Source organism: Micromonospora sp. NPDC049171 (assembly GCF_040648275.1).
Classification (GTDB): Bacteria; Actinomycetota; Actinomycetes; order Mycobacteriales; family Micromonosporaceae; genus Micromonospora.
Genome location: NZ_JBEZDJ010000023.1, coordinates 100,543 through 126,182 on the forward strand (window position 1 = coordinate 100,543; position 25,640 = coordinate 126,182).

Genomic DNA, 25,640 nt, shown 5'->3' on the forward strand with positions numbered 1-25,640 from the left:
CTCTTGTCGGAGCCGTGCTCGTCGCGGCCCTCGTCCGAGCCGTGCTCGTCCTTGGACTCCCAGTCCTTCTTGTCTTCGTCCTTGGAGCCCGAGTCCTTCTCGTCGCGGCTGTCATCCGCGTCCTGGCCGTGCTCCTCGCCCTTCCAGTCCTTGCCGCCCTCGTCCTCGTAGGCGTCGGCGGCGGCGCCGCCACCCTGGCCGCCGGGCTGCGACTTGTCCTTGTCCTCTTCGTCCTTGCCGTGCTCGTCCTTGCCCTTGTCGTCCTTGCCCTCGTGGTCCTTGCCCTTGTCGTCCTTGCCGTGCTCGTCCTTGCCCTTGTCGTCCTTGCCGTTTTCGTCCTTGCCCTCGTGGTCCTTGCCCTTGTCGTCCTTGCCGTGCTCGTCCTTGCCCTCGTCGTCCTTGCCTTCGTCGTCCTTGCCGTGCTCGTCCTTGCCGTCTTCGTGGTCGTAGGAGTCCTCCTCCTCGCCCCACTCGCGGTCCTCGCCCCGGTCTTCCTTCGCCGGGTCGAGCTTGACCTTGCCGGTGACCTTGGACCACACGAACGCGTGCTCCTGCCGATCCGGGCAGATCTCGAGGAGCTTGACCTCTTCGCCGGCCTTGACGACGTGCGGCTTGGCATAGACCTTGCCGTCGTGGTCCTTGCCGTCGTCGTGGCCGTTGGCGTAGGCGATCCCCGGTGCGAACACCAGGAGCGATGCGCCGCCGAGCGCGGCGCCCGCAACGACCTTCCCGAGCATCTTCTTAGCCATGACCTGCGTCACTCCATCCCTGTTGTCCTGAGCTCGGCGACAACCGAGCTAAGACCGACGTTAGACCGTTTCATGACTTATGAAGTGAAAGATTCGCGTTTTGACCTTTGGTCGGAGTGAGAGGCGAAGGGCTGCTACGCGGCTTTCAATGCGATGCGCGTCTTCTCGGGCGCCCCGGGCTTCCGCGGGTGCGGGACGGCGTTCCTCGCCCGTCGTGCCCGCCCGGCTCGGCCATCCGGTAGCGCCGGGGCCGGCCTCCTACGTGCCGCTCGGGCGAACTCGGGGGTATCGTCCGAAACCGAACTGCGCGCTGACCTCGCCGCCACGCATCGAGCCATTGCCATGGAAGCGCTCCCATGTAAGAATCGGCGCACGCGGTTCGGGGAGCCACACCGCGCAGGCAGGCAGTCGAGGGCACCCGGTCAACCGGGGCGACATCCCGCCGCCGTTCGACCGGCCGCCGTGTCGGTCGTGCACCACCACCACCATCGCCCGTCCGGGTCGGGCGTCCCCGAAAGAATCCCGTTGGCGCCGGCGGCCGTCCGTGCAGGACGCCCACCGGGCCGTCTCGCCGGGCCGTACGCGGGCCCGGTCTCGCCCAAGGAGATCAGTGGCATGAATGTGTGGAGAAGGCTGTCCGGCCCACGCCGGGCCCTCGCGCTCGCCGGCGCGGGTGCCCTGGTCGCCGGTGGGTTGGTAACGATTCCGGTTACGGCGGCGCAGGCCGCGACGCAGTGCGAGATCGGCTACACGACGAACGACTGGTCCGGCGGTTTCACCGCGAGCATCACCATCAAGAACCTCGGCGACCCGGTCAACGGCTGGACGCTGGGTTGGACCTTCCCCAACTCCAGCCAGCGGGTGCAGCAGGGTTGGTCGGCCACGTTCAATCAGTCCGGCAGCCAGGTGACCGCCCGGAGCATGTCCTACAACGGCACCCTCGCCGCCGGCGCGTCGGCGAACATCGGCTTCAACGGCGCCTGGAGCGGCAGCAACCCGAAGCCGACCTCGTTCACCCTCAACGGCGTGGTCTGCAACGGCGGTGTCACCCCGACCTCCGCGCCGCCGACCTCCGTGCCGCCGACTGACGTGCCGCCGACGTCCGCGCCGCCCACCTCGGCGCCGCCGACCTCCGTGCCGCCGACGAGCCCGCCGCCCGGACAGAAGGTAGACAACCCGTACGTCGGGGTGCCGGGTTACGTGAACCCGGAGTGGAAGGCCAAGGCGGACGCCGAGCCGGGCGGAAGCCGGGTCTCCAACAACCCCACCGCCGTGTGGCTGGACCGGATCGCCGCGATCAACGGCACCCCGGACAGCAGCTCGAACGGCGCGTTCGGCGTGCGTGACCACCTGGACGAGGCGCTGCGTCAGGGCGCCGGCTACATCCAGTTCGTGATCTACAACCTGCCCGGCCGGGACTGCTCCGCGCTCTCCTCCAACGGTGAGCTGGGCCCGGACGAGCTGCCCAAGTACAAGGCCCAGTACATCGACCCGATCGCCGCGATCCAGGGCGACGCGAAGTACCGCAACCTGCGGATCATCAACGTCATCGAGATCGACTCGCTGCCGAACATCGTGACCAACACCTCGGGTCAGCCCGGTGGCACGGTCATGTGTGACACGGTCAAGGCCAACGGCGCGTACGTGAACGGTGTCGGCTACGCGCTGGCCAAGCTGGGCGCCATCGGCAACGTCTACAACTACATCGACGCCGGCCACCACGGCTGGCTCGGTTGGGACAGCAACTTCGGCCCGAGCGCCGAGATCCTGAAGACCGCCGCCGTCGCCTCCGGCAGCACTGTCAACAACGTGCACGGTTTCATCACCAACACCGCGAACTACTCGGCGCTGCAGGAGCCGTACTTCAAGGTCACCGACAACGTGAACGGTCAGACCGTGCGGCAGTCCAAGTGGGTCGACTGGAACTTCTACGTCGACGAGCTGTCCTTCGCCCAGGCGTTCCGGACCAAGCTGGTCTCGTTGGGCTTCAACTCGAACATCGGCATGCTGATCGACACCTCCCGCAACGGTTGGGGCGGCTCCGCGCGGCCCACCGGGCCGGGCGCGATGACCAGCGTGGACACCTACGTCAACGGTGGCCGCATCGACCGCCGGGCCCACCTCGGCAACTGGTGCAACCAGGCCGGTGCCGGTCTCGGTGAGCGGCCCCGGGCGAACCCGGCGGCGGGCATCGACGCGTACGTCTGGGTGAAGCCGCCGGGTGAGTCGGACGGCTCCAGCAAGGAGATCCCGAACAACGAGGGCAAGGGCTTCGACCGGATGTGCGACCCGACGTACCCCGGTAACGCCCGCAACGGCAACAACCCGTCCGGGGCCCTGGGCGACGCGCCGATCTCCGGTGCGTGGTTCTCCGCCCAGTTCCAGGAGCTCATGCGCAACGCGTACCCGGCGCTCTGACCGAAACGCGTCAATAACCACCCGCCACCGGCAGTTGGTGAGGCACTGCCGGCGGCAGGTCCCCCCGGGTCCCCGGCCCGACCGTCACAGGTCGGGTCGGGGACCCCCCTTTGTGCCCGCTCAGGGCACCGTGCGCTCGATTGCCGCCCGACCCTGCTCGGCCAGGTCACGGCGGGCCTTGTCCAGATTCTCCGGTGTGAGGTCCTGGCCGCGGGCCATCACCAGGTCCTCCGGCTCCCAGGGCTGCTCCGCCCCGGTACGGATGTTGTCGCCGCCGGCGCCGGTGCCCGTCCCGGTGGCCCCCGAGCCGGCGGCGTAGGGGTCGCCGATCAGCTCGTCGGTGTCCGGCGCGAGGTCGTCCGGCCGGTCGCGGGGCTCGGCGAAGCCGGGGTTGTCGTGGTCGGGGCCGCCCCCGCCACGAAACTGCGGGACGGTGGTGTCATCGTCCACCGCCGCGGCCACCTCCGGGCTGTCCTCCAACGGCGGTTGGCGATCGCGATCGGTCATGGTGGTGCCTCCTGTGTCCGACACGGTGCCTGATCCCCCTCGCGTACCCTCTCGGGGCGGGCTCATGCTCCTGCCGACCAGGTCCGGCGTCAGGCGCCGGGTTGCTGCTCGTTGGGGGCCGGCGGCTCCGCCGGGCGCCGCCACTGCCAGAACAGCATGAGCAGGCCGAAGACGAGCATCACCAACCCGGCCCACAGGTTGATCCGGACACCCTGGGCCTTGTCGATCTCGGCCGCACTGTCGAAGATGCCGATCAACGTCACGATGATCCCGTACGCCACGAAGAGGCCACCGATCACCCGACGGATGTCGAACAACCGGGCGGCGGCGGAGCGGCGCTGCTCCGCCTGCGTCTCGTCGATAAGCGGGTCCTGCGCCGGCTGGCCGTCGTTGCTCATCTGCCGACTCCTTTCCTAGAAGACCGGGATGTAGAAGAGGGCGGCGAGCGCCACCGCGATCAGGCCGAGCAGCACGGGGGAGCGGTACCAGACGGCGTCCCCGGCGAGCACGTCGCCCTTCAGGTCGACGCCGCCCATGCCGTAGACCAGCCCGCGCAGTTCCTCGTCGCGCTTGGGTGCGGTGAGCGGGGTGATGATCGCGGCGACCACCACCGCCGTGACGAACGCCAGACCGGCGCCCCAGAAGCTCTCCTCCAGGTCGGAGTTGAAGTCGATCACGCCACCCTTGTAGAGCAGGTAGAGGCTCAGCGACACCAGGGTGCCCAGCAGCAGCGACCAGAAGCCGGCGAGCGCGCTCATCCGCTTCCAGAACATGCCGATGATGAAGGTGGCGAACAGCGGCGCGTTGAAGACGGAGAAGAGCGCCTGGATGTAGTTCATGATGTTGCTGAACCCGGCCGCGATGAACGCCGTGCCGATGCCGATCACCACGGCGGCGACCGTCGCCCACCGACCGACGCGCACGTAGTAGTCGTCCGGCCGGTCGCGGCGGATGTACGCCTGCCAGATGTCGTAGGTGAAGACGGTGTTGAAGCCACTCACGTTTGCCGCCATGCCGGCCATGAACGAGGCGAGCAGGCCGGTGACGGCCACCCCGAGCACGCCGTTGGGGAGCAGGTCGCGCATCAGCAGCGGGATCGCGTTGTTGTACTGCAGGTCGCCGCTCTCCGCGCCCAGGCCCTTCACCGTCACCAGGGCCACCAGGCCGGGGATGATCGTGACCAGGGGGATCAACAGCTTCGGGTACGCGGCGATGATCGGCGTACGCCGGGCGGCGCTCATGTTCTTCGCCGACAGCGCCCGCTGCACCTCGGCGAAGTTCGTCGTCCAGTAGCCGAAGGACAGCACGAAGCCGAGGCCGAAGACGATGCCGATCCACTGCGCGCCCAGCGGGTTGGCCGTGCTGCCGGTGTCCTGCCAGGCGTGCAGGCCCGCCTCGCCGAGCTTGGAGTCGCGTACCGCGTCCATCAGACCGTTCACCCCGCCGACCTTGACCAGGCCGATCACGGTGACCGGGATGAGACCGGCCAGGATGACGAAGAACTGGAGCACCTCGTTGTAGATCGCGCCGGTCAGACCACCGATGGTGATGTACGCCAGCACGATCGCCGCGCCCACCACGATCGCGGTCCAGAGCGGCCAGCCGAGCAGTGCCTGCATCACCAGGGCCAGCGCGTAGAGGTTGACCCCGGCGATCAGCACCTGGGCGACGGCGAAGCTGAGCGCGTTGAGCAGGTGGGTGGGACGGTTGAACCGCAGCCGCAGGTACTCGGGCACGCTGCGGACCTTGGAGCCGTAGTAGAAGGGCATCATCACGATGCCCAGGAAGACCATCGCCGGCACCGCGCCGATCCAGTAGTAGTGGACCGTCATGACGCCGTACTGGGCGCCGTTCGCGGCCATCCCGATGATCTCCAACGCGCCCAGGTTCGCCGAGACGAAGGCGAGCCCGGTCACCCAGGCCGGCAGGGACCGACCGGAGAGGAAAAAGTCGACGCTGGTCCGGATCGCCCGGCGGGCGGCGATGCCGACGCCGAGGACGGTGACGAAGTACAGCGCCAGGATCAGGTAGTCCAGGCCGTTCATGTTGAGCCGAAGACCGTCGCCGTCCATCCCGTCACCCCTCGTCCCGCGGTCCGCGCTGCTTGCCGCGCGCGCCGTATTACCCCTGTGCGGACGGTTTCACGCCTCGACGTCTGTTGAGTTGGTTTCGGGTGAATCGGGCCGCCCCCGCAGCGCGAGGGGCGCCCCGGCCGACCGGCCGGGGCGCCCCTGGTGCGTCGCTCAGCGACCCAGTACGCGGTCCAGGAAGTCCCGGTAGTTGCGCACCGCCATCCGCAGTTGCTCGGTGTCGGCCGAGCCGGCGTCCTGCCACCCGCCCAGCGTGTTCTTCTGCGCGGCCAGCGCCGAGGAGAGGGCCTGGATGGCCTCCTCCACCAGCGACTGCGCCTCGCCGGCCGCCGCGTGCGGATCGTCGACGAAACGCAGCTGCACGTCCCGCCAGCGGTCCCGGAAGCCCTGCGCGGTGTCGCTGTCCAGGAGGGTGGCCGGTTCGGCCGCGACTGTCGACCCGGCGGGCCGCGACGTCCCGGCGGCGCCCAGCGTGCCGTCGCTCTCGCTGTCGACCGGCTCGCCGTCCGCGTCCGGGTCGACCATCTCCGGTGTCGCGCTGCCGTAACCGGCCGCGCCGGCGGTCACGGCGTCCGGATCGGTGCCCGGGGCGGCATCCCTGCGGTGCAGGTCGGCCGTGGGGTCGGCGCGCAGACCCTCGCGCTCGCCGTCCTCGGCACCGTCGCCCGGCTGGGCCGTCCGCTCGGCCCGGGCGTCCGGCTGATCCTGCGGGTGTGGGCTGGCCAGCGCCGAGGCTGCCACCGCGTCGGCGACGGTGGTGGCGCCGAATGCCGTCGGCAGTGGCCCCGGCTCGTGGAAACCGCCCTCGTCGGCGGACCGGTCGTCCCGCCGGTGGCGCGGGTCGGTGTCGTCGGCACGCTCGTCGTCGACAGGGTCGTACGCGGCATCCCGGTCGGTGTCGTCGGCGCGTGCGGTGTCATCGGCCCGCTCGTTGGGGGCGGTCCACTCGTTCGAGCCGGCCGGCTCGTCGGAGGCGTCCCGCTCGTTCGGGGCGGTCCGGTCGTCGAAGGTGCCCCGGTCGTCCAGGGCGTCCTCCGGGACGTCCGAGCGTTCGGCCCGGTCGCCGGTGGGAGGCACCGGGACGGGTGCGGACCGGACGGCCTCGGGGTGGTCGTTGCTCACCTGCTGTTCTTCCTGGCGCATCGGTGGCCTCCTCAGCGGCTCGTGGAGTCGTGGTCCGGGTGGTGGCGCTGTTCGGGCGTACGGCGGCCAACCGGCTCCTCGCCGAGCAGGTCGGCGAAGAGTGCCCGGTAGTGCACGACCGCCTGCCGCAACTCCTCGGTGCTCGCCTCGCCCCGGGAGTTGCGCAGGTGGATGTCGTGCGCGTCGCGGTAGTTGGTGAGCGTGCGAGCGTGCTCGACGGAGAGATGGGCGATCTGGTCGGAGAAGTCGCCGGTCGGGTAGCCCTGCTCCTCGATGAGCCGGGTGACCAGTTCGTCCGCGTCGCCAACCGTTTCGCCGGGCGAGTCGATGAAGCGCACCTGGAGTTCCTCCCAGGCGGCGCTGTAGCGGGCCCGGGACTCCGGGCTGAGCGGGGTGAGCGTGAGCTCGGCGTGCCGGCGTTCCCGGTCGCGCAGTTCGCGCTCGGCGGCGGACCGGCTGTCCTGCTCCTCCACCACCCGGTCGTACTCCGGCCCGAACCGGTCGCGCAGCGCGCGACGGCGGCTGAGCGACCGGGCGGCCACCGCCAGCACCGCGACGATCACGAGCACGACGAGCACGATGACGATTACCTGCGTGGGCGACATGGCTCCTCCTTCGTCACCTGGTATTCCCTCCGCGCACTGATCGCCAATCCCGATCCGGGGTACTTTCCTGGATGGCTTGCGGGCGGGAGCGGGAAAGGGCCGCGGTTCCGCCAACCGGCGCAGACCTGACCCAGTCCAGAAAACGCGTCGGCCCAGGTCGATCATGAGCGGATCCGTCGGCGCCCTGTGAGGCACATCTCGGAGCGTCGATGTCGGCGCGACGGGCGGTAGTGCAACCGCCCCCGATTACGTATCCTGCCCAAGGCGCCCGCGCCGGTGCCCGGAGTTCCGCCGGGCACACAGCCGGCCGACGCGTTGCCCGGCGGTGCCGGCACCCCTCCTGCCACCCCTGTACGGGCGAGGTCTGATGAGAACCCGCGACTGGCCGATCCGCTCCAAGCTGACCGCGCTGGTCGTCGCGCCGGTGACCGCGCTCCTGGCGCTGTGGATCTTCGCGACCACGCTGACCTTCGGGCCCGCCCTGGACCTGCTCTCGGCCCGCACCCTGCTGTACGACCTGGGTCGCCCCGGCGAGGTCGTGGTCACCGAGCTGCAACGGGAGCGCCGACTCTCGGTGGTGCAACTCGCGGGCACCACCCGGCTGCCCGTCCTGGCCGAGCAACGGGCCCGCACCGACCGGGCCGTCGCCGAACTGCGCCGCCGGGTCGACGGGGAAGCCCTGCGCGACGCCGCGAACGACCCGCTGGAAGCCCGGATCGACCACCTGGCCACCGCCCTGGCGGCGCTGCCGGCCGGCCGGCAGTTCATCGACGACCGCAGTCTGGACCGCAGCGGCGCGATCGGCCTGTACAGCGGCATGGTCACCGCGGCCTTCCAGGCGTTCTCCGCGATGGCGACCCTCAACGACCCGGACCTCAACCGGCAGGCACTGGCGCTCACCGCGTTGGGCCGCTCCCGGGAGCTGCTCGGCCAGAGCGACGCGCTGCTGACCGGCGCGCTGGCCGCCGGACGGTTCGCCGAGGGGGAGCACACCCAACTCGTGCAGGCCATCGGCAACCAACGGTGGCTCACCGAGAGCGCCGTGGCCGACCTCCCCGAGGCCGGGCGGGTCGCGTACCAACGGTTGACCGAGAGCGAGGCGTTCACCCGGCTGCGCACGATGCAGGACACGCTGCTCCTGGCCAACCGGTCCGGTCGGCCGCCGATCGACGCGGCGGCCTGGCAGGCCAGCCATGACACGGTGCAGCAGCAGCTGCGCGATTTCGAGCTGGCCGAGGCCGACGGCCTCACCGACCGCTCGGTGCCGATGGCGGTACGCATCCTGGTGCGGCTCGCCGCCGCCGGGGTGCTCGGGCTCGTCGCCGTGGTGGTCTCGGTGCTGGTGGCGCTGCGGCTCGGCCGCACACTGGTCCAGCGGCTCAGCGGCGTCCGCACCGCCGCGCTCGAGCTGGCCGAGCACCGCCTCCCGGACGTGGTGACCAGGCTGCGTCGAGGAGAGCAGGTGGACGTCGCCCGGGAGGCGCCGCCACTGGAGTACGGCCACGACGAGATCGGCGATGTCGGGCGCGCCTTCACCGAGGTGCAGCGCACCGCCGTCCAGTCCGCCGTGGACGAGGTCACCCTGCGTCGTGGGCTCAACGAGGTCTTCCTCAACATCGCCCGCCGGAGCCAGAGCCTGGTGCACCGCCAACTGCACCTGCTGGACCGGATGGAGCGCCGCGCCGAGGACCCGGACGAGCTGGCCGAGCTGTTCCAGGTCGACCACCTGGCGACCCGACTGCGCCGGCACGCCGAGGACCTGGTCATCCTGGCCGGCTCCGCGCCCGGCCGCGGTTGGCGGAACCCGGTCGCGATCGTCGACCTGGTCCGCGGCGCGATCTCCGAGGTCGAGGCGTACGACCGGGTGGACATCACCGCCACGCAGCCCGCCGGCGTGTTGGGCCGGGCGGTCGGCGACGTCATCCACCTGCTCGCCGAGCTGGTCGAGAACGCCACCGCCTTCTCCCCGCCGGACACGCGGGTCACCATCACCGGGGAGCAGGTGGCCAACGGGTACGCCCTGGAGGTCACCGACCAGGGGTTGGGCATGTCCGCCGCAGCCCTGGAGGCCGCCAACACCCGGCTGGCCAGCTCGCCCGAGTTCGACCCGGCGCAGAGCGCCCGACTCGGCCTGTTCGTCGTGGCCCGGCTGGCGGCCCGACACGGCGTACGGGTCGAGTTGCGCCCCTCCGAGAAGGGCGGGGTGACCGCGGTGGTGCTGGTCCCCGCCGACCTGATCACCGCCGAGCCACCGGCCGGCCCCGACCCCGCCACGCTTGTCGCCGCGTCGGCCGACCCGGCCCGGCGGCTGGCCCGGACGGCTCGCCGGGGCGCCATGCCCCGCACCCGCCCACCCACGGCCGCCCGCGCCGGCACCGCTCCGCCCGCCGCAGCACCCACCCCGGGTGGCGTGGCGGTCGACGCGGGATCGACAGTGGACGAGGAGCTGGACGGCCTGCCCCGCCGGGTACGACGTCGTACCCCGGTCGCCCAGCCCCGGTCGACGGTCACCGACACCCCGGCGCCCCGGTCTCCCGAGGAGGTGCGCCGGGTGATGGCGGCCCTACAGGCCGGCACGGCGCGTGGCCGCGCCACCGTCACCACCCCGCCCGCTCCGGCGGCGCCCGCGGTGCCGGACGACCGGGCTGCGTCGGGCGCCCCTGCCGGCCCCGCGACGACCCCCGAACCCCCGACCGCGACTGAGAGGGACGCCTAGTGCGGCAATCGACGAAGCAGAGCGCCGGCCTGGACTGGTTGCTCGACGAGCTGGTGCAACGGGTGCCGGCCGCCCGGGAGGCGGTGGTGCTGTCCGCTGACGGTCTGCTGCTCGGCTGTTCGGCCGAGTTGGAACGCTCCGACGCGGAGCACCTCTGTGCGCTCGCCTCCGGCTTCTCCAGCCTGGCGCGGGGTGCCAGCCGGCACGTGGACGGCGGGCCGGTCCGGCAGACCGTGGTGGAGATGGAGTCGGCGTACCTCTTCGTCACCGCCGCTGGGCAGGGGGCCTGCCTGGCGGTGGTGAGCGACGCCGACGCGGACATCGGGTTGGTCGCGTACGAGATGGCGATGCTTGTCATCCGGGTGGGGGAGAGCCTCGCCGCGCCGCCCCGATCGTCGGTGGGTGCCGGTGATGCGGGCTGAGCCGCCCGGGCCGCAGCACGAGTGGCTGGACGGCGAGGCCGGCCCGGTAGTGCGCCCGTACACGCTCACCAAAGGGCGGGTACGCTCCGCCGTCGACGGGTTCGACCTCGTCGCGTTCGTGCTGGCGGGATCGGACGTCGACGCGGCGGAGCATCCGCACCTGCTCCCGGAGCATCGACGGCTGATCGCGTTGGCCCTCCGGCCGGTGTCGGTGGCCGAGTTGGCAGCCGAACTGGACCTCGCGGTCGGTGTGGTCCGGGTGCTCCTCGGTGATCTCCTGGGTGCGGGCCTGGTCGCGGTGCACGAGCCGCCGGCCGCCGGAATTCTTCCCGATGACGACATCCTCAAGGCGGTGGTCAGTGGACTCCGTGCGCTATGACCAGGTGGGCACCAGCACCAGCATCCCGCTGGCGCTGAAGATCCTCATCGCGGGTGGCTTCGGGGCTGGCAAGACGACGCTGGTCAGTGCCCTGAGCGAGGTGCGTCCGTTGCAGACCGAGGAGGTGTTGACCGGCGCCGGGGTCGGCACCGACGACATCTCCGGGGTGGAGGGCAAGTCGACCACCACGGTGGCGATGGACTTCGGCCGGATCACCATCAACGACGACCTGCAGGTCTACCTGTTCGGCACCCCGGGCCAGGATCGGTTCTGGTTCCTCTGGGACGAGTTGGCGTTCGGCGCACTGGGCGCGGTGGTGCTCGCCGACACCCGTCGACTGGCCGACTGTTTCCCGTCCATCGACTACTTCGAGCAGCGTGGCATCCCGTTCGTGGTGGGGGTGAACTGCTTCGACGACTCCCGTCGTTTCAACCTGGAGACCGTACGCCGAGCACTCGACCTGGACCCGGACGTGCCGATGGTGCTCTGCGACGCCCGGGACCGGCAGTCCGGAAAGATGGTGTTGATCTCCCTGGTCGAGCACGTCGCCCGGCAGCGCGGGGAGCCGGTGCCGGCGGCCTGAAGTCCGGTCGGCAAAGCCGGTTAACCGGCGGGCAATGCGGGCAGCCTCTGGTTGGATCAGCGGAGGACGCCGGCGGAGGAGTGGGACGTGAGTGGTCAGGGTGAGGTCGTCCACATCGGGGGCTACACCGCGCAGAGTGGTGGGCGGGGCAGCGGCATCGTCGCCGCACACCGCGACCCGACGACCGGGGCGCTGACCCCGCTCGGCACGGTGGCGGTCACCCCGTCCCCCTCCTTCCTGACGCGGCACCCCGCCCAGCCGGTGCTCTACGCGGTCAACGAGTTGACGGACGGGGAGATCAGCGCCTGGCGGGTCGGGCCGGACGGCGGGCTGGACCCGCTGGGCAGCCGGTCGACAGGTGGGGCCGAGCCGTGCCATCTGGCGGTGTCGCCCGACGGCGGTCACCTCGTGGCGGCCAACTACGGCAGCGGCAGCGTCGCGGTCTTCCCACTCGACCCGCGGGGCGTGCCCGGCGAGCGCAGCGACCTGGTGGTGCACGAGGGGCACGGTCCCGATTCGGAACGGCAGGACCACGCACACGCCCACATGGTCTCCCCGGTGGCGGGCCGGGGGCCGCTGCTCGCGGTGGACCTCGGCACCGACTCGGTCTACCGGTACGACCTGGACGCCGCGACCGGGCGGCTGGTGCCCCGCGCGCCACGCGTCCGTACGACGCCCGGCACCGGGCCCCGGCACCTGGCCCGTCACCCGGACGGACGACGCTTGTATCTCGTCGGTGAGCTGGACGCCTCGGTCACCGCGTACGAGCTGACCGACGACGGCGCGCTGCACCAGCGGGGTCGGGTCGAGGCGAGCGAGCGGTCCGGTCATGTCCAGCCGTCGGAGGTCGCGGTCAGCCCGGACGGCCGGTTCCTCTACGTCGCCAACCGGGGGGTGGGGACGCTGGCCGCCTTCACCCTGGCCGGGGAGTTGCCCGAGTTGGTGGCCGAGGTGGACACCGGCGGTGAGTGGCCCCGGCACTTCGCGCTGATCGGGGAGCACCTCTACGTCGCCGACGAACGGGCGGACATGGTGCGGATCTTCCGGCGCGACATCGAGACCGGCGTTCCGGCGGCGGTCGGAGAGCCGGTGCTGGTGCCGAGCCCGACCTGTGTGCTGCCGTGAGGGTTTGGCAACACCTCGGGGCTGGCTTGTCACGCTGTGTTGCTAAATGGTGGTCAACTGTTTCTCCTCCGTAACTTTAGTCCGAACGGATGTGGCAGAGACGGCACCTTGTACGCAAGATGGTCACCGTGTCAGCAGGCCGCCATCGCATGCGTTCGAAACTCCACCTAGCAGCCGCCGCCACGATGGCGACGGTGCTCGTCGTCACCACCGGCGTGTGGTTCGGCTACCGGGAGTTGGTCCAGTCCAACTGCTCGGGGGAGATCCGACTCGCGGTGGCTGTCGCCTCCGAGTTGGCGCCCGCGGTGGACGCCGCCGCGTCCCAGTGGGTCAAGGACGGCGCCGCGGTGGGTCCGACCTGCATCCGGGTCGATGTCTCCGCATCCGACCCGGTCGACGTGGCGGCCGTGGTGGCGGCGAAGCACGGCGCGGTCCTCGCCGGTGTGGGGCAGGCCAGCGGCACGGCCGTCAGCCCGGACGTGTGGGTGCCGGACTCCTCGACCTGGCTGCTGCGGTTGAAGAAGGACGCGACCGCGTTCGCTCCGACCAACGGCGCGTCCATCGCGCGCAGCCCCATCGTCGTCGCGATGCCCGAGCCGATCGCCACCCGACTGGGCTGGCCGGACAAGAAGTTCAACTGGACCGACCTGCTCAAGCAGCTCAACAACACCAACGCGCCGCTGCGTACCGGGATCGTCGAGCCGACCCGCGACGCCGCCGGCCTGTCCGGTCTGCTCTCGCTGACCGCCGCCGCCAACGGCGCGGGCGGGGACGCCCAGCGCAACACCGTCGGCGCGCTTCGCGCGCTGGCCACCGGGCGTTCCTCGCTCCGCAACGACCTGTTGGCCCGCTTCCCGACCGCCAACGACGCGACCTCCATCGCCAGCGGCCTCGGCGCGGCGGCGCTGTCCGAAGAGGACGTGATCGCCTACAACAGCAAGAAGCCGCCGGTGCCGCTCGCCGCGCTCTACATGGAGCCGGCCCCGATGCCGCTGGACTACCCGTACGCGGTGCTGCCCGGCATCGAGCCGAGTAAGGCCTCGGCGGCCCGGGTGCTGTTCGAGCTGCTCACCAGCCCCAATTTCCGGGACCGGCTCGCGGCGCAGTCGCTGCGCGCGCCGGACGGCAACTGGGGTGCCGGCTTCCAGGCACCGCAGGGTGCCCCGAGCCCGGCCGGCGGCGCGCCGACCGCGCCGGCGAACGGCGGCACCGCCGCGGGTGGGTTGGACCCGGCCGCGATCCAGCGGGTCGTGTCCAGCTGGTCGATCGCCACCCAGTCCGGCCGGATGCTGGCCGTGATCGACGTCTCCGGCTCGATGAAGGACCCGGTGCCGTCGGCCAACAACCGGAGCCGGGAGGAGGTCACCGTGGACGCGGCACGCCGCGGCCTGGGCCTCTTCGACGACTCCTGGTCGATCGGGCTGTGGACCTTCTCCACCAGGCTGGTCGGCAACCGGGACTACCGCCAGCTGGTCCCCATCGGGCCGCTCTCCAGCCAGCGGGCCCAGCTGGAGGGGGCGCTCGCCACCGTGAAGCCGTCCAGCGGCGACACCGGCCTCTACGACACCATGCTTGCCGCCTACCAGGCGGTGCAGGAAAACTGGCAGCCCGGTCGGGTCAACTCGATCGTGCTGTTCACCGACGGCAAGAACGAGGACGACAACGGCCTCAACCAGCAGCAGTTGCTCGCCAAGCTCAAGCAGATCGCCGACCCGGAGCGGCCGGTCCAGGTCATCATGATCGGCATCGGCGAGGGCGTCAGCAAGGCCGAGCTTGAGTCGATCACGAAGGTGACCGGGGGCGATGTCTTCGTCACCAAGGACCCGAGCGAGATCGGCAGCATCTTCCTCAGCGCCATCGCGCGGCGCCCACCAGCGCCGCGCTGAGCCGCCGCGAAGGAGTCAGGGGCCTGCCCGCCGGGTATTCGTTGGGCAGGCCTCTTTTTGGCTTCCAGGTTGAGGAAAAGTGACGGCAATACGTCCGAAGCAATCGGCAGTCATAGTTATCAGGGCAGGATGTCGACAGTTCCGGCACGGTCGGCCCGCCTCCGGTCCGACCTGTTGGCCGGGGCCACCCTGAGCAGAGTGGGAGGGCCGGTGACCGCGGCGACACTGTTGACCCCCGCCACGTCGGCGGAGCCGAACGGCCCCCGGGCCGGGCTCGTGGCGCGCGCCGACGAGCGGTCCTACGTTCGGGTCATGGTGGTATTGGACACCACCGTTCTCATCATCGCGCTGCTCATCGGATACGTCGCCCGCTTCGGCGACGACCAGCCGACCGGGTCCGAGGTCCCGTACGTGCTCGTCGCTCCCGGGTTGGTGCTGGCGTGGCTGATCTCGCTCAAGGCCCTCGGCTGCTACGACGACCGGGTGATCGGCTACGGGGCCGACGAGTACCGGCGGGTCAGCTCCGCGAGCCTGCGCCTGGCCGGCGCGATGGCCATCATCGGCTACATCACCGACCTCGGCGTCTCGCGGGGTTTCCTGGGCATCTCCTTCGCGGTGGGCACCGTCGGGCTGGAGGTGGCGCGGTTCGGCGCCCGCAAGCGCCTGCACCGGGCCCGTTCGATGGGTGCCGGCTGGTCCCGCAGGGTGCTGGTGGTCGGTGACACCGCCCACGTGTTGGAGTTGGTGCACACGCTGCGCCGCGAACCGTACGCCGGCTACCAGGTGGTTGGCGCGTGCATCCCGGACGCGCTGCTCGCGCCGGTGGCGCAGCGACTGGGCGACGTGCCGGTGGTGGGCTCGTTCCGGGGTATCCCGGAGGCCGCCACCGCCATCGGGGCGGACACGGTCGCGGTGACCGCCTCCGGCGAGCTGACCGCGACCCGGCTGCGGCGCCTCGGCTGGCAGTTGGAGGGGACCGGCGTCGACCTGGTCGTGGCGCCCGCGCTGACCGACGTCGCCGGCCCACGCATCCACACCCGCCCGGTCGCCGGCCTGCCGCTGATCCACGTCGAGGCACCGGAGTTCCGGGGTGCGCGCAAGCTGGTGAAGGGGCTCGTCGACCGGTCGGCCTCGTCGCTGGCGCTGGCGCTGCTGTTGCCGCTGATCGCGTTCATCGCCCTGGCCATCAAACTGGACAGTCGCGGCCCGGTGCTCTTCCGCCAGGTCCGGGTCGGCCGGGGCGGGCAGGAGTTCGGCGTGTTCAAGTTCCGCACCATGGTGGTGAACGCCGACGCGCTGCTCGCCGAGCTGACCGCGCGCAACGAGACCGACGGCCTGATGTTCAAGATGCGCCACGACCCCCGGGTCACCCGCGTCGGCCGGCTGCTGCGCAAGTGGTCACTTGACGAGCTGCCGCAATTGGTCAACGTGTTGTTGGGTCAGATGAGCATGGTCGGCCCCCGTCCGCCGCTGCCCTCCGAGGTGGCCCGCTACGACGGCGACGTGGCCCGGCGGCTGCTGGTCAAGCCCGGCATGACCGGGCTGTGGCAGGTCAGCGGCCGGTCCGACCTGAGCTGGGAGGACGGCATCCGGCTCGATCTCTACTACGTGGAGAACTGGTCCCTCGCCGCCGACCTCACCATCCTCTGGAAGACCTTCGGTGCGGTCCTGAACGGCCGCGGAGCGTACTGACGACCGCCGGTCAGGCTTGCGGGCCGTTCCAGTCGAGGCAGACGACCACCGCGTCGTCGACCAGGTCACCGGCCACGAACGCGCGCAGATCACCGATCAGCGACCGGACGGCGTCCAGTGGCGCCATCGGCCCGGTCCGCCGCAGGAACCGGTCCAGTGCCGTCTCCCCGTAGCGCACGTGCTGCCCGGTGGCCTCCACCACCCCGTCGCTGACGACGAAGACCCGGTCGCCGCGTTCCATCGGGAACGTCTGCTCGTGGTAGTCGGTCTCCTCGAACATGCCGAGGGGGAACTGCGCGTCCAGGGGTTGCTCGGTGACCTCCCCGTCGCGCAGCAGGACGAGCCGGGGTGACCCGGCGTCGACCACTGTCATCACCCCGGACCGCAGGTCCAGCTCCATCAGCAACGCGGAGAGGTGCTGCTCACCCCGGTACAGGTCGAAGAGGGCCTGGTCGGCGAGGGCGGCCTGGTCGGCCAGGCTCAGCCCGGCCCGACGCGCGTTGCGCAACGCGTGGGTGGCCAACGAGGTGAGCAGGGAGGCGGCCACCCCCTCCCCGGTGCCGTTGATGGTGGACAACCAGAGCCGTTGCCCGTCGTCGGACCAGTCGAAGCTGTCGCCGCGTACCGCGTACGCCGGCTCCAACTGCCCGGCCAGGCTGAACGCGGGACGGATCCGGCTGCGGCCGGGGAGCAGGTCCCACTGCATCTCGGCGGCCAGGGTGAGGCGCTGGGCGCGCCGCGCCGCCCGGTAGACGTCGGTGCCGGCGGAGACCGCCGCCACCTCGTGGGCGAGCGCGGTGGCGATGTCGGCCAGCTCGGCGACGACCTCCCGATCGTCCGGGACGGGTGCCAGGCACAGCACCCCCCGACGCTCGCCCCGCATGCTCACCGGGAACCAGGCGGTGCCGTCGGTCAGGAACGGCGACTGGTGATCGAAAGCACGCCAGGCGGGGTGCCCGGGGCTGGTGATCGAGTCACCCTCGGTGAGCGGCAGCAGCTCCGAGAGCTTGTAGTCGACCTGGTACAGCTCGACGTCGGTAATCCCGTACGACCGGGCGAGCACCTCCCCGATACCGCCCACGAGCCGGTCGGCAGGTGCCTGGTTCAGGGCACGGCGTGCCTGATTGACCGGTTCGCTCATCGTCGCTCCCTCGCTGAAAGCTCGACCACCAGTGGGTTCGGAGTAGTCTCGGGCCACCATGGCCGAACTTCACGGTCCGACGGACCCCGAGACGAGTATGGCTGCCGCGCTGGACGAGGCGGCCGCTGCCCTGCTGGGCATCTGGGAATCCGCCCGCGAGGGCACCGCTCACCGGGTGTCCGGTGCCCAGCTACGAGCGGTGATGGTGGTGGAGCGGCACGACGGGATCAACCTGCGGCGGCTGGCCACCCGGCTCGACATGCTGCTCAGCTCCGCCAGCCGCCTCTGCGACCGGTTGGTCGCCGCCGGCATGCTGGAGCGCGAGCCGGGCCGCTTCGACCGGCGGGAGATCTCGCTGCACCTCACCCCGGAGGGTCGCCGGCTCCTCGCCGAGCTACGGGCCGACCGTCGGGCGCAGCTGGCTGTCGTGTTGGCCGAGATGAGCCCGGAAGGCCGCGACGCGCTGCTGGGCGGCATGCGGGAGTTCGACGAGGTCGCTCGCCGGCAGCAGGCGCGGAGCACACCGGCGGCGGACGACCCGACAAGGCCGGAGGGCTGGCCGGACGACCCGGACCGGCCCGGTGGGCGGTCGGGGGACTGGTCGCGCGACAGCCAACGGCAGACCCGTGCGGCCTGGGCGGATTCGTCGGGCGACCCGGAACGGTCCGTCCGCACCACCCGGGAGTGGCCGACCGGCGAACCGCCGGTGGCGCGTACCGCCTGATCCCCACCGCCCGGGCGGCACGCAGCCCCCCGCGCGCCAGCGGCCTGATCCCGTTGGCGGGGGCCGGCAGGCCGCCCGGATCCCGTTGGCCGGGGCCGGCACGCCGCCCTCGGTGCGGGCCGGCGATCACGCCGGCGCACCCAGGGCCAGCATCGCGATGTCGTCGTGGGCCTCCCCGGCCAGCCAGTCGTCGACCGCCCGCAGCACCCGGTCGACGAGCGCCGCCGACGACCGCCCGGCCGCCGAGGCGACCGCGGCGTGCAGCCGGGCCGCACCGAACGTCGCCAGCCCGCGCGGGCCGCGGGCCGCGGTCACCCCATCGGTGTACGCGAGCAGCAGGTCGCCCGGATCGAGGTGCACCCGGGTCTCGGTGAATCGTGCGACGGTCAGCGCGCCGACCGGCATGCCGCCGACCGGGACCGGAGTGACAGTGCCGTCGGCGGTGACCAGCAGCGGCGCCGGGTGACCCCCGCCGGCGAGCCGGACGTCCAGCCCGGCGGGCCCGCGGTCGATCGAGCCGAGCAGCAGGGTGGTCAACTGGCTGCGCCGCGTCGCCTCCGGTGCGTCGAACAACGCCCCGTTGAGCAGGTTGATCAGCTCCAGTGGACGCCGCTCGACGAGCCGCAGCGTCCGCAACGACTGGCGGACCCGGCCGGTCAGGACGGCCGCGCCCACCCCCTTGCCGCACACGTCGCCGAGCGCGAACAGGGCCCCGTGGGGGTGTGGGAACACCTCGTAGAAGTCGCCGCCGATGCGCAGGCTGTCCCCGGCGGCCCGGTATCCGCCGGCCATGGTCACACCGGGCACGGTGGGCAGCTCGGGTGGCAGCAGACTGGCCTGTAGCACCTGGGCCAGGTGGGCCTGCTCACCGTGGAGGTCGGCGGTGCCCAGTGCGGCGCCGGCCCGGGCGGCGAACTCACGGGCCAGCTCGATCTCGCGCCTGTCGAAGCCGGCCCGCCCGGCACGGCGGACGAGCAGCAGGGCACCGGCCGACCCGTCCGCGCTCAGCAGTGGGCTGACCAGCACGGTGCCCGGGGCGCCGAAATCGGGCGGCAGCAGGGGGGCCAGGTCGGCGGGCTCGGCGTCCAGCCAGCGCCCCGGCTCGGCGGGCTCGCCGGCCAGTGCCTCGGCGAGACCGGGCACGCTGGCGGTCAGCGTCGCCCCGGCCAGCCCGGTGACCGGGGCCGGCTCGCCGTCGGCGTACCGGATCCACCGGGTGGGCGGCTCGGCCGTGACGGCCGGTCGGTGCAGTGCCACGGCGACGTCGGCCAGGTAGGGCACCGCGAGGGTGATGGTGGCCAGGAGCACCTGGTCGCGGTGCACGGAGAGCCCGAGCCGGCTGCCGGCGTGGGCGAGGAACGCGGTGCGGGAACGCTCGGCGCGCAGGGCATCAGCCTGGGCGTGCTCCTCGGTGACGTCCCGGACATACCACGCGAACCGGGAGCCGGTGAGCTGTCGCCGGGTGCCGTGCAGTCGCCGGCCGTGGTGTTCGGTGTCGAAGGCCGCGGCGTTGGCGGCGACCGCTCGCGCCAGGGCCGCCACCGGGCAACTGGCCAGGTTGCTGCCGACGGTGATCTCCGGGAGCAGCGCCGCCGCCGTGGCGTTGGCCATGGTGACCCGACCGGTCTCGTCGGTCGTCAGCACGGCCTCGGTGAGCCCGTCGAGCAGCTCGCGGGCCAGTCTCGCGTCGGCCGGCTGCGCGGTGCCGCTGGGGTGCCGGGTCGCGGTCACCGTCGGACGCCACCGCACGTCTGACGACCTGTGCGCATGCTGCTTCTCGCCTCCTCGCCGCGGATCGCTGCCTGCGGGGCAAGGCTACCGACCCCCTCGGACACGTGCCCAGAGTGCAGGGCGCGGACCCGACGCGCGCCAGGGCGCGGCGCTGACGCGCACCCTGAGCGCAGGGCGCGGAGCCGACGCGCGGCGGCACGCAGGGTGGCGATCAGCCGGAGCGGGCCAGCCAGCCGGCGGGTTGGGCGACGATCCGGCGGGCCACCGAGCCGGCGGCGCCGACCGCGGCGGCCTCCGCGCCGAGCCTCGACGGCCGGACCGTGACCGGCGACCAGGCCGCGGTGAGCACCCGACTGGCGATCTCGGCGAGCACCGGCGGGCACAGCCAGGGTGCCAGCGCCGCGTACCCGCCACCGAGCACCACGGTGTCCAGGTCGAGCAGGTTGACGACACCGGCCACCGCGACACCGAGCGCCGTCCCGGCGTCGTGCAGCGCCCGCAGCGCGTCCGGGTCACCGGCCTCGGCCAACTCGGCCAGCCGCGCCGTCGCGGTGTCCGCGGGGAGTTCCGCCCGGGCCAGCCCGGCGGCGGTCACGATCGCCTCCTGGCCGGCGTACTGCTCCAGGCAGCCCTGCCCGCCACAGCGGCACGGACGGCCCTCGGGGTGTACCGGGAGATGCCCGATCTCGCCGCTCCAGCCGCGCACGCCACGGAACAGTGCGCCGTCCAGCACGATGCCGGCGCCGATGCCCACCTCTCCGGAGATGTGCAGGAAGCTGGACGGGCCGGGTGGCCGGGAGTGCAGTTCGCCGAGTGCGGCGAGGTTGGCCTCGTTGTCCACCACCAGCGCCGGGACGCCGGGCACCTGCTCGACGAGCGGAGGGTGCTCGGCGAGCAGCGCGGGCACGGGCACGTCGCGCCAACCGAGGTTCGGCGCGAGCCGGACCAGCCCGGCGTCGTCCACCAGGCCGGGCACCGCGAGTGCGGCCCCGACCAGGGTGAGGCCCTCGCGGGCGGCTTCGTCGCGGGCATCCCCGGCTATCTCGACCAGCTGGGCGAGGGCGTCCGCCGGTGCCACCGGGCGTAGGTCGGCCCGGTGCACGATGCGGTGCCGGACCTGTCCGGCGAGGTCCACCACGCAGACCGCCAGGTAGTCGACGTTGACCTCCAGGCCGAGCCCCGCCGGCCCCTGGTCGGCCAGGACCAGCCCGCGGGCCGGGCGGCCGGCGCCGGCGCGGGGCGCCGGGTCGGACTCGCTGACCAACCGGCCGGCGAGCAGGTCCTCGACCACCGCGGACACGGTTGCTCGGGTCAGGCCGGTCGCGGTCGCCAGATCGGCCCGGGACGGAGGTCGGTCGGCGGCGGCGATCCGGCCCAGGACCAGGGCGAGGTTAAGCTCGCGCAGACTGCCCTGACGGACTGCGCCGGCCGGGGCGTGGGTGAGGCTCACCCCTTGACAGTGCCATAGGGTGAGCAAATAATTCAATCGCTGAACAAATAGCGGACAACACCACCCCGGAGGTCGCTCATGGCACCCCGTCCCACCCCCGCCGACAAGTTCTCCTTCGGGCTCTGGACCGTGGGCTGGCAAGCCCGCGACCCGTTCGGTGACGCCACCCGCCCCGAGCTCGACGCGGTCGAGGCGGTGCACCGGCTCGCCGAGCTGGGCGCGTACGGCATCACCTTCCACGACGACGACCTGATCCCGTTCGGCGTCGACGCCGCCACCCGGGACCAGCACATCGCCCGGTTCCGCAAGGCTCTCGACGAGACCGGCCTCGTGGTGCCCATGGTCACCACCAACCTCTTCACCCACCCGATCTTCAAGGACGGCGGCTTCACCAGCAACGACCGCGACGTCCGCCGCTTCGCGCTGCGCAAGGTGCTGCGCCAGGTCGACCTGGCCGCCGAGCTGGGCGCCAGCACGTTCGTGATGTGGGGCGGCCGCGAGGGCTCCGAGTACGACCTCGCCAAGGACGTCCGCGCCGCCCTGGACCGCTACCGCGAGGCCGTGGACCTGCTCACCCAGTACAGCATCGACAAGGGCTACAACCTGCGGTTCGCCCTGGAGCCCAAGCCCAACGAGCCGCGCGGCGACATCCTGCTGCCGACCATCGGGCACGCGCTCGGCTTCATCTCCCAACTGGCCCACCCGGAGCTGGTCGGCCTCAACCCGGAGGTCGGCCACGAGCAAATGGCCGGGCTCAACTACGCCCACGGCATCGCCCAGGCGCTCTGGCAGGGCAAGCTGTTCCACCTGGACCTCAACGGCCAGCGCGGCATCAAGTACGACCAGGACCTGGTCTTCGGCCACGGTGACCTGATGAACGCGTTCGCCCTGGTGGACCTCCTGGAGAACGGCGGCCCGAACGGCGGCCCGGCCTACGACGGCCCCCGGCACTTCGACTACAAGCCCTCCCGCACCGAGGACATGGACGGTGTCTGGGCCTCGGCGGCGGCCAACATGAGCACCTACCTGCTGCTCAAGGAGCGGGCCGCGGCGTTCCGCGCCGACCCCGAGGTGGTCGAGGCGCTCGCCGCCAGCAAGGTCGGCGACCTGAACACGCCGACGCTCAACGACGGCGAGGGCTACGAGGAGTTCCTGGCCGACCGGTCCGCGTTCGAGGACGTCGACGTCGACGCGGTGGCCGAGCGGGGCTTCGCCTTCGTCCGGCTCAACCAACTCGCCGTCGAGCACCTGCTCGGCGCTCGCTGAGGCCCCGCCATGCCGTTGGTCGCAGGCGTCGACTCGTCCACCCAGTCCTGCAAGGTGGTCATCCGGGACGCGGAGACCGGGGCCCTGCTTCGGCAGGGCCGCGCACCGCACCCGGACGGCACCGAGGTCGACCCGGAAGCCTGGTGGCAGGCGCTGCGTAGCGCCGTCGACCAGGCCGGCGGGTTGGCCGACGTGGCGGCGATCTCCGTCGCCGGCCAGCAGCACGGCATGGTGTGTCTCGACGAGGACGGCCGGGTGGTCCGCCCGGCACTGTTGTGGAACGACACCCGATCCGCCGACGCCGCCGCCGACCTCGTCGAGGAGGCCGGCGGCGGCGCGGCGGGGCGTCGGTTCTGGGCCGAGGCCACCGGTAGCGTTCCGGTGGCCAGCTTCACCCTCACCAAGCTGCGCTGGCTGGCCACGCACGAGCCGGAGCGGGCAGCCCAGGTGGCGGCCGTCTGCCTGCCGCACGACTGGCTGACCTGGCGGCTGGCCGGCGCACCGGGGCTGGACGCGCTGCGTACCGACCGGGGTGATGCCAGCGGCACCAGCTACTGGTCGCCGGCCACCGGGCAATACCGGCTGGACCTGCTGGAGCGGGGCTTCGGCCGGCGGTTGGTGCTGCCCGAGGTGCTCGGTCCGGCGGATTCGGCGGGAAAGCTGTCCGACGTACTGGGTGAGCCGGGCGGCGCGCTGCTCGGTGCGGGCACCGGGGACAACGCCGCCGCCGCGCTCGGTGTCGGCGCCGGGCCGGGTGACGTGGTCGTCTCGATCGGCACCTCCGGCACCGTGTTCAGCGTCGCCGACGTGCCGGCCGCCGACGAGAGCGGTGCCGTCGCCGGCTTCGCCGACGCGTCCGGTCGCTTCCTGCCGCTGGTCGCCACGCTCAACGCGGCCCGGGTGCTGGACGCCGCCGCCGCGATGCTCGGCGTCAGCCTGGACGAGCTGGCCGAGTTGGCGCTCTCCGCGCCAGCCGGCGCGGACGGGCTGGTCATGGTTCCGTACCTGGAGGGCGAGCGGACGCCGAACCGCCCACTCGCCACCGGCGCGGTGCACGGGCTGACCCTGCGCACGTCGACCCCCGCGCACCTGGCGCGGGCCGCCGTGGAGGGCATGCTCTGCGCGCTCGCCGACGGCCTGGACGCGCTGACCGCGCAGGGGGCCACCGTCCGCCGGGTCATCCTGGTCGGCGGCGGAGCCCGGTCGGCCGCGGTGCGCCAGATCGCCCCGCAGGTCTTCGGCTGCCCGGTCGTCGTGCCGCCGGCCGGGGAGTACGTCGCCGACGGCGCCGCCCGGCAGGCCGCCTGGGTCGCCCTGGGCGGTCCGACGCCGCCGGTCTGGGCGGTCGAGGGCACCGAGGAGTACACGGCCGAGCCCGTCCCCGCCGTCCGCGAGCAGTACGCGGCGGCTCGCGGGTTGGTGCTCGACCGGAGCTGACCGGGTAGTTCGGCCAGCGGTCCCGGAGCGCCTGGGCGTCGGGATCGACGCGGGTGGGTGCCGGTGCACGTCGACAGGCACCCACCCGCGTGACGGCACCCTCGGCGGAGTCTGGTTGGCTGCCGGTCATGACGGTGACCAGTGGCGGGCCCGGCCAGCGCCCGCACGGCCGCGGCGGTGGCCCGGCGCACCGGCTGTACAGCGTCGTGGTGTTCGTGCTGCTCGCCTCACTGGACAACGTGGCGATCGGGCTGGTCCCGCCGCTGTACGGCCCGATCTCCGACGCGTTCGACGTGTCCGGGCGGCTGCTCGGTCTCGTCACCGCGGTCAGCTTCCTGGTTAGCGCGGTGGCCGCGGTCGGCTGGGCGTACGTCGGTGACCGGACCAACCGTAAGCCGCTGCTGATGGTGGGCACGCTGCTCTGGGCGGCGGGCACCGGAGGCAGCGCTCTTGCCGGCGGCTACCTGACCTTCCTGCTCGCACAGCTGGTCGCGGCGATCGGTCTCGGCGCGGTCGGCTCGGTGGGCTTCTCCGTGGTCACCGATCTGATCTCACCCACCCGGCGGGGGCTGGTGATGAGCTTCTGGGGCCTCTCCCAGGGGGTCGGCACCCTGGCGGGCACGCTCGTCGGTGGGCTGCTCGGGTCGACCGACTGGCGGCGCCCCTTCCTGATGCTGACCGGCGTCGGCCTGGTCGCCACCCTGGCCTACCTGTTCACGTACGACGTCCGGCGTGGCCAGAGCGAGCCGGAACTGGCCGACCGGCTGGACGCCGGCGCCGAGTACGACTATCGGATCAGCCGCGCCGACCTGCCGCGCATCCTGGCCCGACGGACCAACCGGTGGCTGATCCTGCAGGGGCTGACCGCCCAGGCCGCGTTCGGCTCGCTGGTGTGGCTGCCGGTGCTCTTCGCCGAGCGGGCCGAGGCCCAGGGCTACTCGGCGTCGACCGCGGTGGTGGTGGGCAGCGTCTTCGCCACCCTGTTCCAGCTCGGCGGGGTGCTGTCCATCGTGGGCGGCCTGATCGGCGACGCGGTGCAACGGCGTACCCCTCGGGGTCGGGCGTTGGTCGCCGCGGTCGGCATCCTCGCCGCGCTGCCGTTCTACCTGGTGTTGTTCTTCGTCCCGGTGACCATCGACGTGCCGGACGGTGCCGGCGGCGGCGCGGTGGTGGGCGCGGTGCTGGCCAGCGTGTTCACCGAGCCGTCGGTCGGGCTGAGCCTGCTCACCGCGGTCGTGGCGCTCGCGCTGACCTCGGCCAACTCGCCGAACTGGTTCGCCCTGATCGCCGACGTGAACCCGCCGGAGCACCGCGGCACCGTCTACAGCCTGGGCAACCTGGTCAACGGGGTCGGTCGCGCGGCCGGCAACGGGTTGGTGGGGGTGGCGTTCCAGGGGTTGCGGGCGGCATTCCCGCCGCCGCTGAACTTCGCGGTCGGGCTTGCCGCGTTCCAGCTCTTCTTCATCCCCACCGGCGTCATGTACTGGCTAGCCTCCCGCACCTCACCGGAAGACATCGACAACGTCCACAGCCTCCTGAACACCCGAGCCACCCGCCTCTAACCCCACCCCACCCC

General features: G+C 72.1%; 19 protein-coding genes and 2 pseudogenes. 12 read left to right on the forward strand and 9 right to left on the reverse strand.

The window, feature by feature from the left end; translation table 11 throughout:
• Positions 1 to 749 (reverse strand): annotated as a pseudogene (locus tag AB0B14_RS26600) (hypothetical protein); the annotation flags it as partial.
• A gap of 615 nt (positions 750 to 1,364) precedes the next feature.
• Between AB0B14_RS26600 and AB0B14_RS26605 the strand changes: the two are divergent.
• Positions 1,365 to 3,167: a glycoside hydrolase family 6 protein gene (locus tag AB0B14_RS26605; protein ID WP_357524758.1), complete on the forward strand. Its 1,803-nt coding sequence runs from the start codon at positions 1,365 to 1,367 to the stop codon at positions 3,165 to 3,167.
• A 120-nt stretch (positions 3,168 to 3,287) separates the two neighbouring features.
• Here AB0B14_RS26605 and AB0B14_RS26610 read toward each other — a convergent pair whose 3' ends face one another.
• The 5 genes and pseudogenes from AB0B14_RS26610 to AB0B14_RS26630 all read right to left on the reverse strand — a co-directional run bounded on the left by AB0B14_RS26610 (position 3,288) and on the right by AB0B14_RS26630 (position 7,512).
• The gene (locus AB0B14_RS26610) at positions 3,288 to 3,674 is read right to left on the reverse strand and encodes a hypothetical protein (protein ID WP_357066967.1); all 387 of its coding nucleotides are present in this window, start codon (positions 3,672 to 3,674) and stop codon (positions 3,288 to 3,290) included.
• A gap of 89 nt (positions 3,675 to 3,763) precedes the next feature.
• Entirely contained in the window at positions 3,764 to 4,072 is a 309-nt protein-coding gene (locus AB0B14_RS26615; protein WP_357524760.1) for a hypothetical protein, read from the reverse strand.
• Between the two features lie 15 nt (positions 4,073 to 4,087).
• Positions 4,088 to 5,746 carry a sodium:solute symporter family protein gene (locus tag AB0B14_RS26620; RefSeq protein WP_357524762.1) on the reverse strand — a complete coding sequence of 553 codons (1,659 nt, stop codon included), beginning with the start codon at positions 5,744 to 5,746 and terminating at the stop codon, positions 4,088 to 4,090.
• 627 nt (positions 5,747 to 6,373) lie between these two features.
• Positions 6,374 to 6,562, reverse strand: a pseudogene (locus tag AB0B14_RS26625) (hypothetical protein); the annotation flags it as partial.
• A 356-nt stretch (positions 6,563 to 6,918) separates the two neighbouring features.
• Positions 6,919 to 7,512, reverse strand: a complete 594-nt coding sequence (locus AB0B14_RS26630) for a hypothetical protein (protein ID WP_357066973.1) — start codon at positions 7,510 to 7,512, stop codon at positions 6,919 to 6,921.
• 367 nt (positions 7,513 to 7,879) lie between these two features.
• Here AB0B14_RS26630 and AB0B14_RS26635 point away from each other — a divergent pair, with 367 nt between their 5' ends.
• The 7 genes from AB0B14_RS26635 (at position 7,880) to AB0B14_RS26665 (ending at position 16,315) form a co-directional block, all read left to right on the forward strand.
• Entirely contained in the window at positions 7,880 to 10,228 is a 2,349-nt protein-coding gene (locus tag AB0B14_RS26635; RefSeq protein WP_357066975.1) for a nitrate- and nitrite sensing domain-containing protein, read from the forward strand.
• Positions 10,228 to 10,650 (forward strand): roadblock/LC7 domain-containing protein, encoded by a 423-nt coding sequence (locus tag AB0B14_RS26640; RefSeq protein ID WP_357066977.1) that lies wholly within the window; start codon positions 10,228 to 10,230, stop codon positions 10,648 to 10,650. The genes AB0B14_RS26635 and AB0B14_RS26640 overlap by 1 nt, the downstream gene beginning before the upstream one ends.
• Complete coding sequence (locus AB0B14_RS26645) at positions 10,640 to 11,029, forward strand: DUF742 domain-containing protein (RefSeq protein ID WP_357066979.1); 390 nt, start codon at positions 10,640 to 10,642, stop codon at positions 11,027 to 11,029. The genes AB0B14_RS26640 and AB0B14_RS26645 overlap by 11 nt, the downstream gene beginning before the upstream one ends.
• Positions 11,010 to 11,612, forward strand: coding sequence for an ATP/GTP-binding protein (locus AB0B14_RS26650; protein WP_357524764.1), 603 nt, complete (start codon positions 11,010 to 11,012; stop codon positions 11,610 to 11,612). Before AB0B14_RS26645 ends, AB0B14_RS26650 begins: the two co-directional genes overlap by 20 nt.
• An 87-nt stretch (positions 11,613 to 11,699) precedes the next feature.
• Positions 11,700 to 12,737, forward strand: coding sequence for a lactonase family protein (locus tag AB0B14_RS26655; RefSeq protein WP_357524766.1), 1,038 nt, complete (start codon positions 11,700 to 11,702; stop codon positions 12,735 to 12,737).
• Positions 12,738 to 12,865: 128 nt separating this feature from the next.
• Positions 12,866 to 14,623, forward strand: a complete 1,758-nt coding sequence (locus tag AB0B14_RS26660; RefSeq protein ID WP_357066985.1) for a substrate-binding domain-containing protein — start codon at positions 12,866 to 12,868, stop codon at positions 14,621 to 14,623.
• A 210-nt stretch (positions 14,624 to 14,833) separates the two neighbouring features.
• On the forward strand, positions 14,834 to 16,315 hold the full coding sequence (locus AB0B14_RS26665; protein ID WP_357066987.1) for a sugar transferase: 1,482 nt from the start codon (positions 14,834 to 14,836) through the stop codon (positions 16,313 to 16,315).
• 10 nt (positions 16,316 to 16,325) lie between these two features.
• Here AB0B14_RS26665 and AB0B14_RS26670 read toward each other — a convergent pair whose 3' ends face one another.
• Complete coding sequence (locus AB0B14_RS26670; protein ID WP_357524768.1) at positions 16,326 to 17,456, reverse strand: PP2C family protein-serine/threonine phosphatase; 1,131 nt, start codon at positions 17,454 to 17,456, stop codon at positions 16,326 to 16,328.
• Positions 17,457 to 17,514: 58 nt separating this feature from the next.
• Between AB0B14_RS26670 and AB0B14_RS26675 the strand changes: the two genes are divergently transcribed.
• Positions 17,515 to 18,180: a MarR family transcriptional regulator gene (locus tag AB0B14_RS26675; protein ID WP_357066991.1), complete on the forward strand. Its 666-nt coding sequence runs from the start codon at positions 17,515 to 17,517 to the stop codon at positions 18,178 to 18,180.
• Positions 18,181 to 18,306: 126 nt separating this feature from the next.
• Here the strand turns inward: AB0B14_RS26675 and AB0B14_RS26680 are convergent, their stop codons facing one another.
• Positions 18,307 to 19,911 carry a GAF domain-containing SpoIIE family protein phosphatase gene (locus AB0B14_RS26680; RefSeq protein WP_357524770.1) on the reverse strand — a complete coding sequence of 535 codons (1,605 nt, stop codon included), beginning with the start codon at positions 19,909 to 19,911 and terminating at the stop codon, positions 18,307 to 18,309.
• Positions 19,912 to 20,122: 211 nt separating this feature from the next.
• Positions 20,123 to 21,361 carry an ROK family transcriptional regulator gene (locus AB0B14_RS26685; protein WP_357524772.1) on the reverse strand — a complete coding sequence of 413 codons (1,239 nt, stop codon included), beginning with the start codon at positions 21,359 to 21,361 and terminating at the stop codon, positions 20,123 to 20,125.
• A gap of 78 nt (positions 21,362 to 21,439) precedes the next feature.
• On the opposite strand from AB0B14_RS26685, the gene xylA reads away from it, so the two are divergent.
• From xylA to AB0B14_RS26700, 3 genes are all read left to right on the forward strand, one after another.
• Entirely contained in the window at positions 21,440 to 22,627 is a 1,188-nt protein-coding gene (xylA, locus tag AB0B14_RS26690; RefSeq protein ID WP_357066997.1) for a xylose isomerase, read from the forward strand.
• Positions 22,628 to 22,636: 9 nt separating this feature from the next.
• Entirely contained in the window at positions 22,637 to 24,064 is a 1,428-nt protein-coding gene (gene xylB / locus AB0B14_RS26695) for a xylulokinase (protein WP_357524774.1), read from the forward strand.
• 128 nt (positions 24,065 to 24,192) lie between these two features.
• On the forward strand, positions 24,193 to 25,626 hold the full coding sequence (locus AB0B14_RS26700) for an MFS transporter (protein WP_357067001.1): 1,434 nt from the start codon (positions 24,193 to 24,195) through the stop codon (positions 25,624 to 25,626).
• The last annotated feature ends 14 nt before the right edge of the window (positions 25,627 to 25,640 follow it).

What these genes read in the sequence shown, in the direction of transcription:
- AB0B14_RS26605 (WP_357524758.1), top strand. Translation starts at nt 1,365, where the DNA reads ATGAATGTGTGGAGAAGGCTGTCCGGCCCACGCCGGGCCCTCGCGCTC.
- AB0B14_RS26610 (WP_357066967.1), bottom strand. Translation starts at nt 3,674, where the DNA reads ATGACCGATCGCGATCGCCAACCGCCGTTGGAGGACAGCCCGGAGGTG.
- AB0B14_RS26615 (WP_357524760.1), bottom strand. Translation starts at nt 4,072, where the DNA reads ATGAGCAACGACGGCCAGCCGGCGCAGGACCCGCTTATCGACGAGACG.
- AB0B14_RS26620 (WP_357524762.1), bottom strand. Translation starts at nt 5,746, where the DNA reads ATGGACGGCGACGGTCTTCGGCTCAACATGAACGGCCTGGACTACCTG.
- AB0B14_RS26630 (WP_357066973.1), bottom strand. Translation starts at nt 7,512, where the DNA reads ATGTCGCCCACGCAGGTAATCGTCATCGTGCTCGTCGTGCTCGTGATC.
- AB0B14_RS26635 (WP_357066975.1), top strand. Translation starts at nt 7,880, where the DNA reads ATGAGAACCCGCGACTGGCCGATCCGCTCCAAGCTGACCGCGCTGGTC.
- AB0B14_RS26645 (WP_357066979.1), top strand. Translation starts at nt 10,640, where the DNA reads ATGCGGGCTGAGCCGCCCGGGCCGCAGCACGAGTGGCTGGACGGCGAG.
- AB0B14_RS26670 (WP_357524768.1), bottom strand. Translation starts at nt 17,456, where the DNA reads ATGAGCGAACCGGTCAATCAGGCACGCCGTGCCCTGAACCAGGCACCT.
- AB0B14_RS26675 (WP_357066991.1), top strand. Translation starts at nt 17,515, where the DNA reads ATGGCCGAACTTCACGGTCCGACGGACCCCGAGACGAGTATGGCTGCC.
- xylA (WP_357066997.1), top strand. Translation starts at nt 21,440, where the DNA reads ATGGCACCCCGTCCCACCCCCGCCGACAAGTTCTCCTTCGGGCTCTGG.
- xylB (WP_357524774.1), top strand. Translation starts at nt 22,637, where the DNA reads ATGCCGTTGGTCGCAGGCGTCGACTCGTCCACCCAGTCCTGCAAGGTG.
- AB0B14_RS26700 (WP_357067001.1), top strand. Translation starts at nt 24,193, where the DNA reads ATGACGGTGACCAGTGGCGGGCCCGGCCAGCGCCCGCACGGCCGCGGC.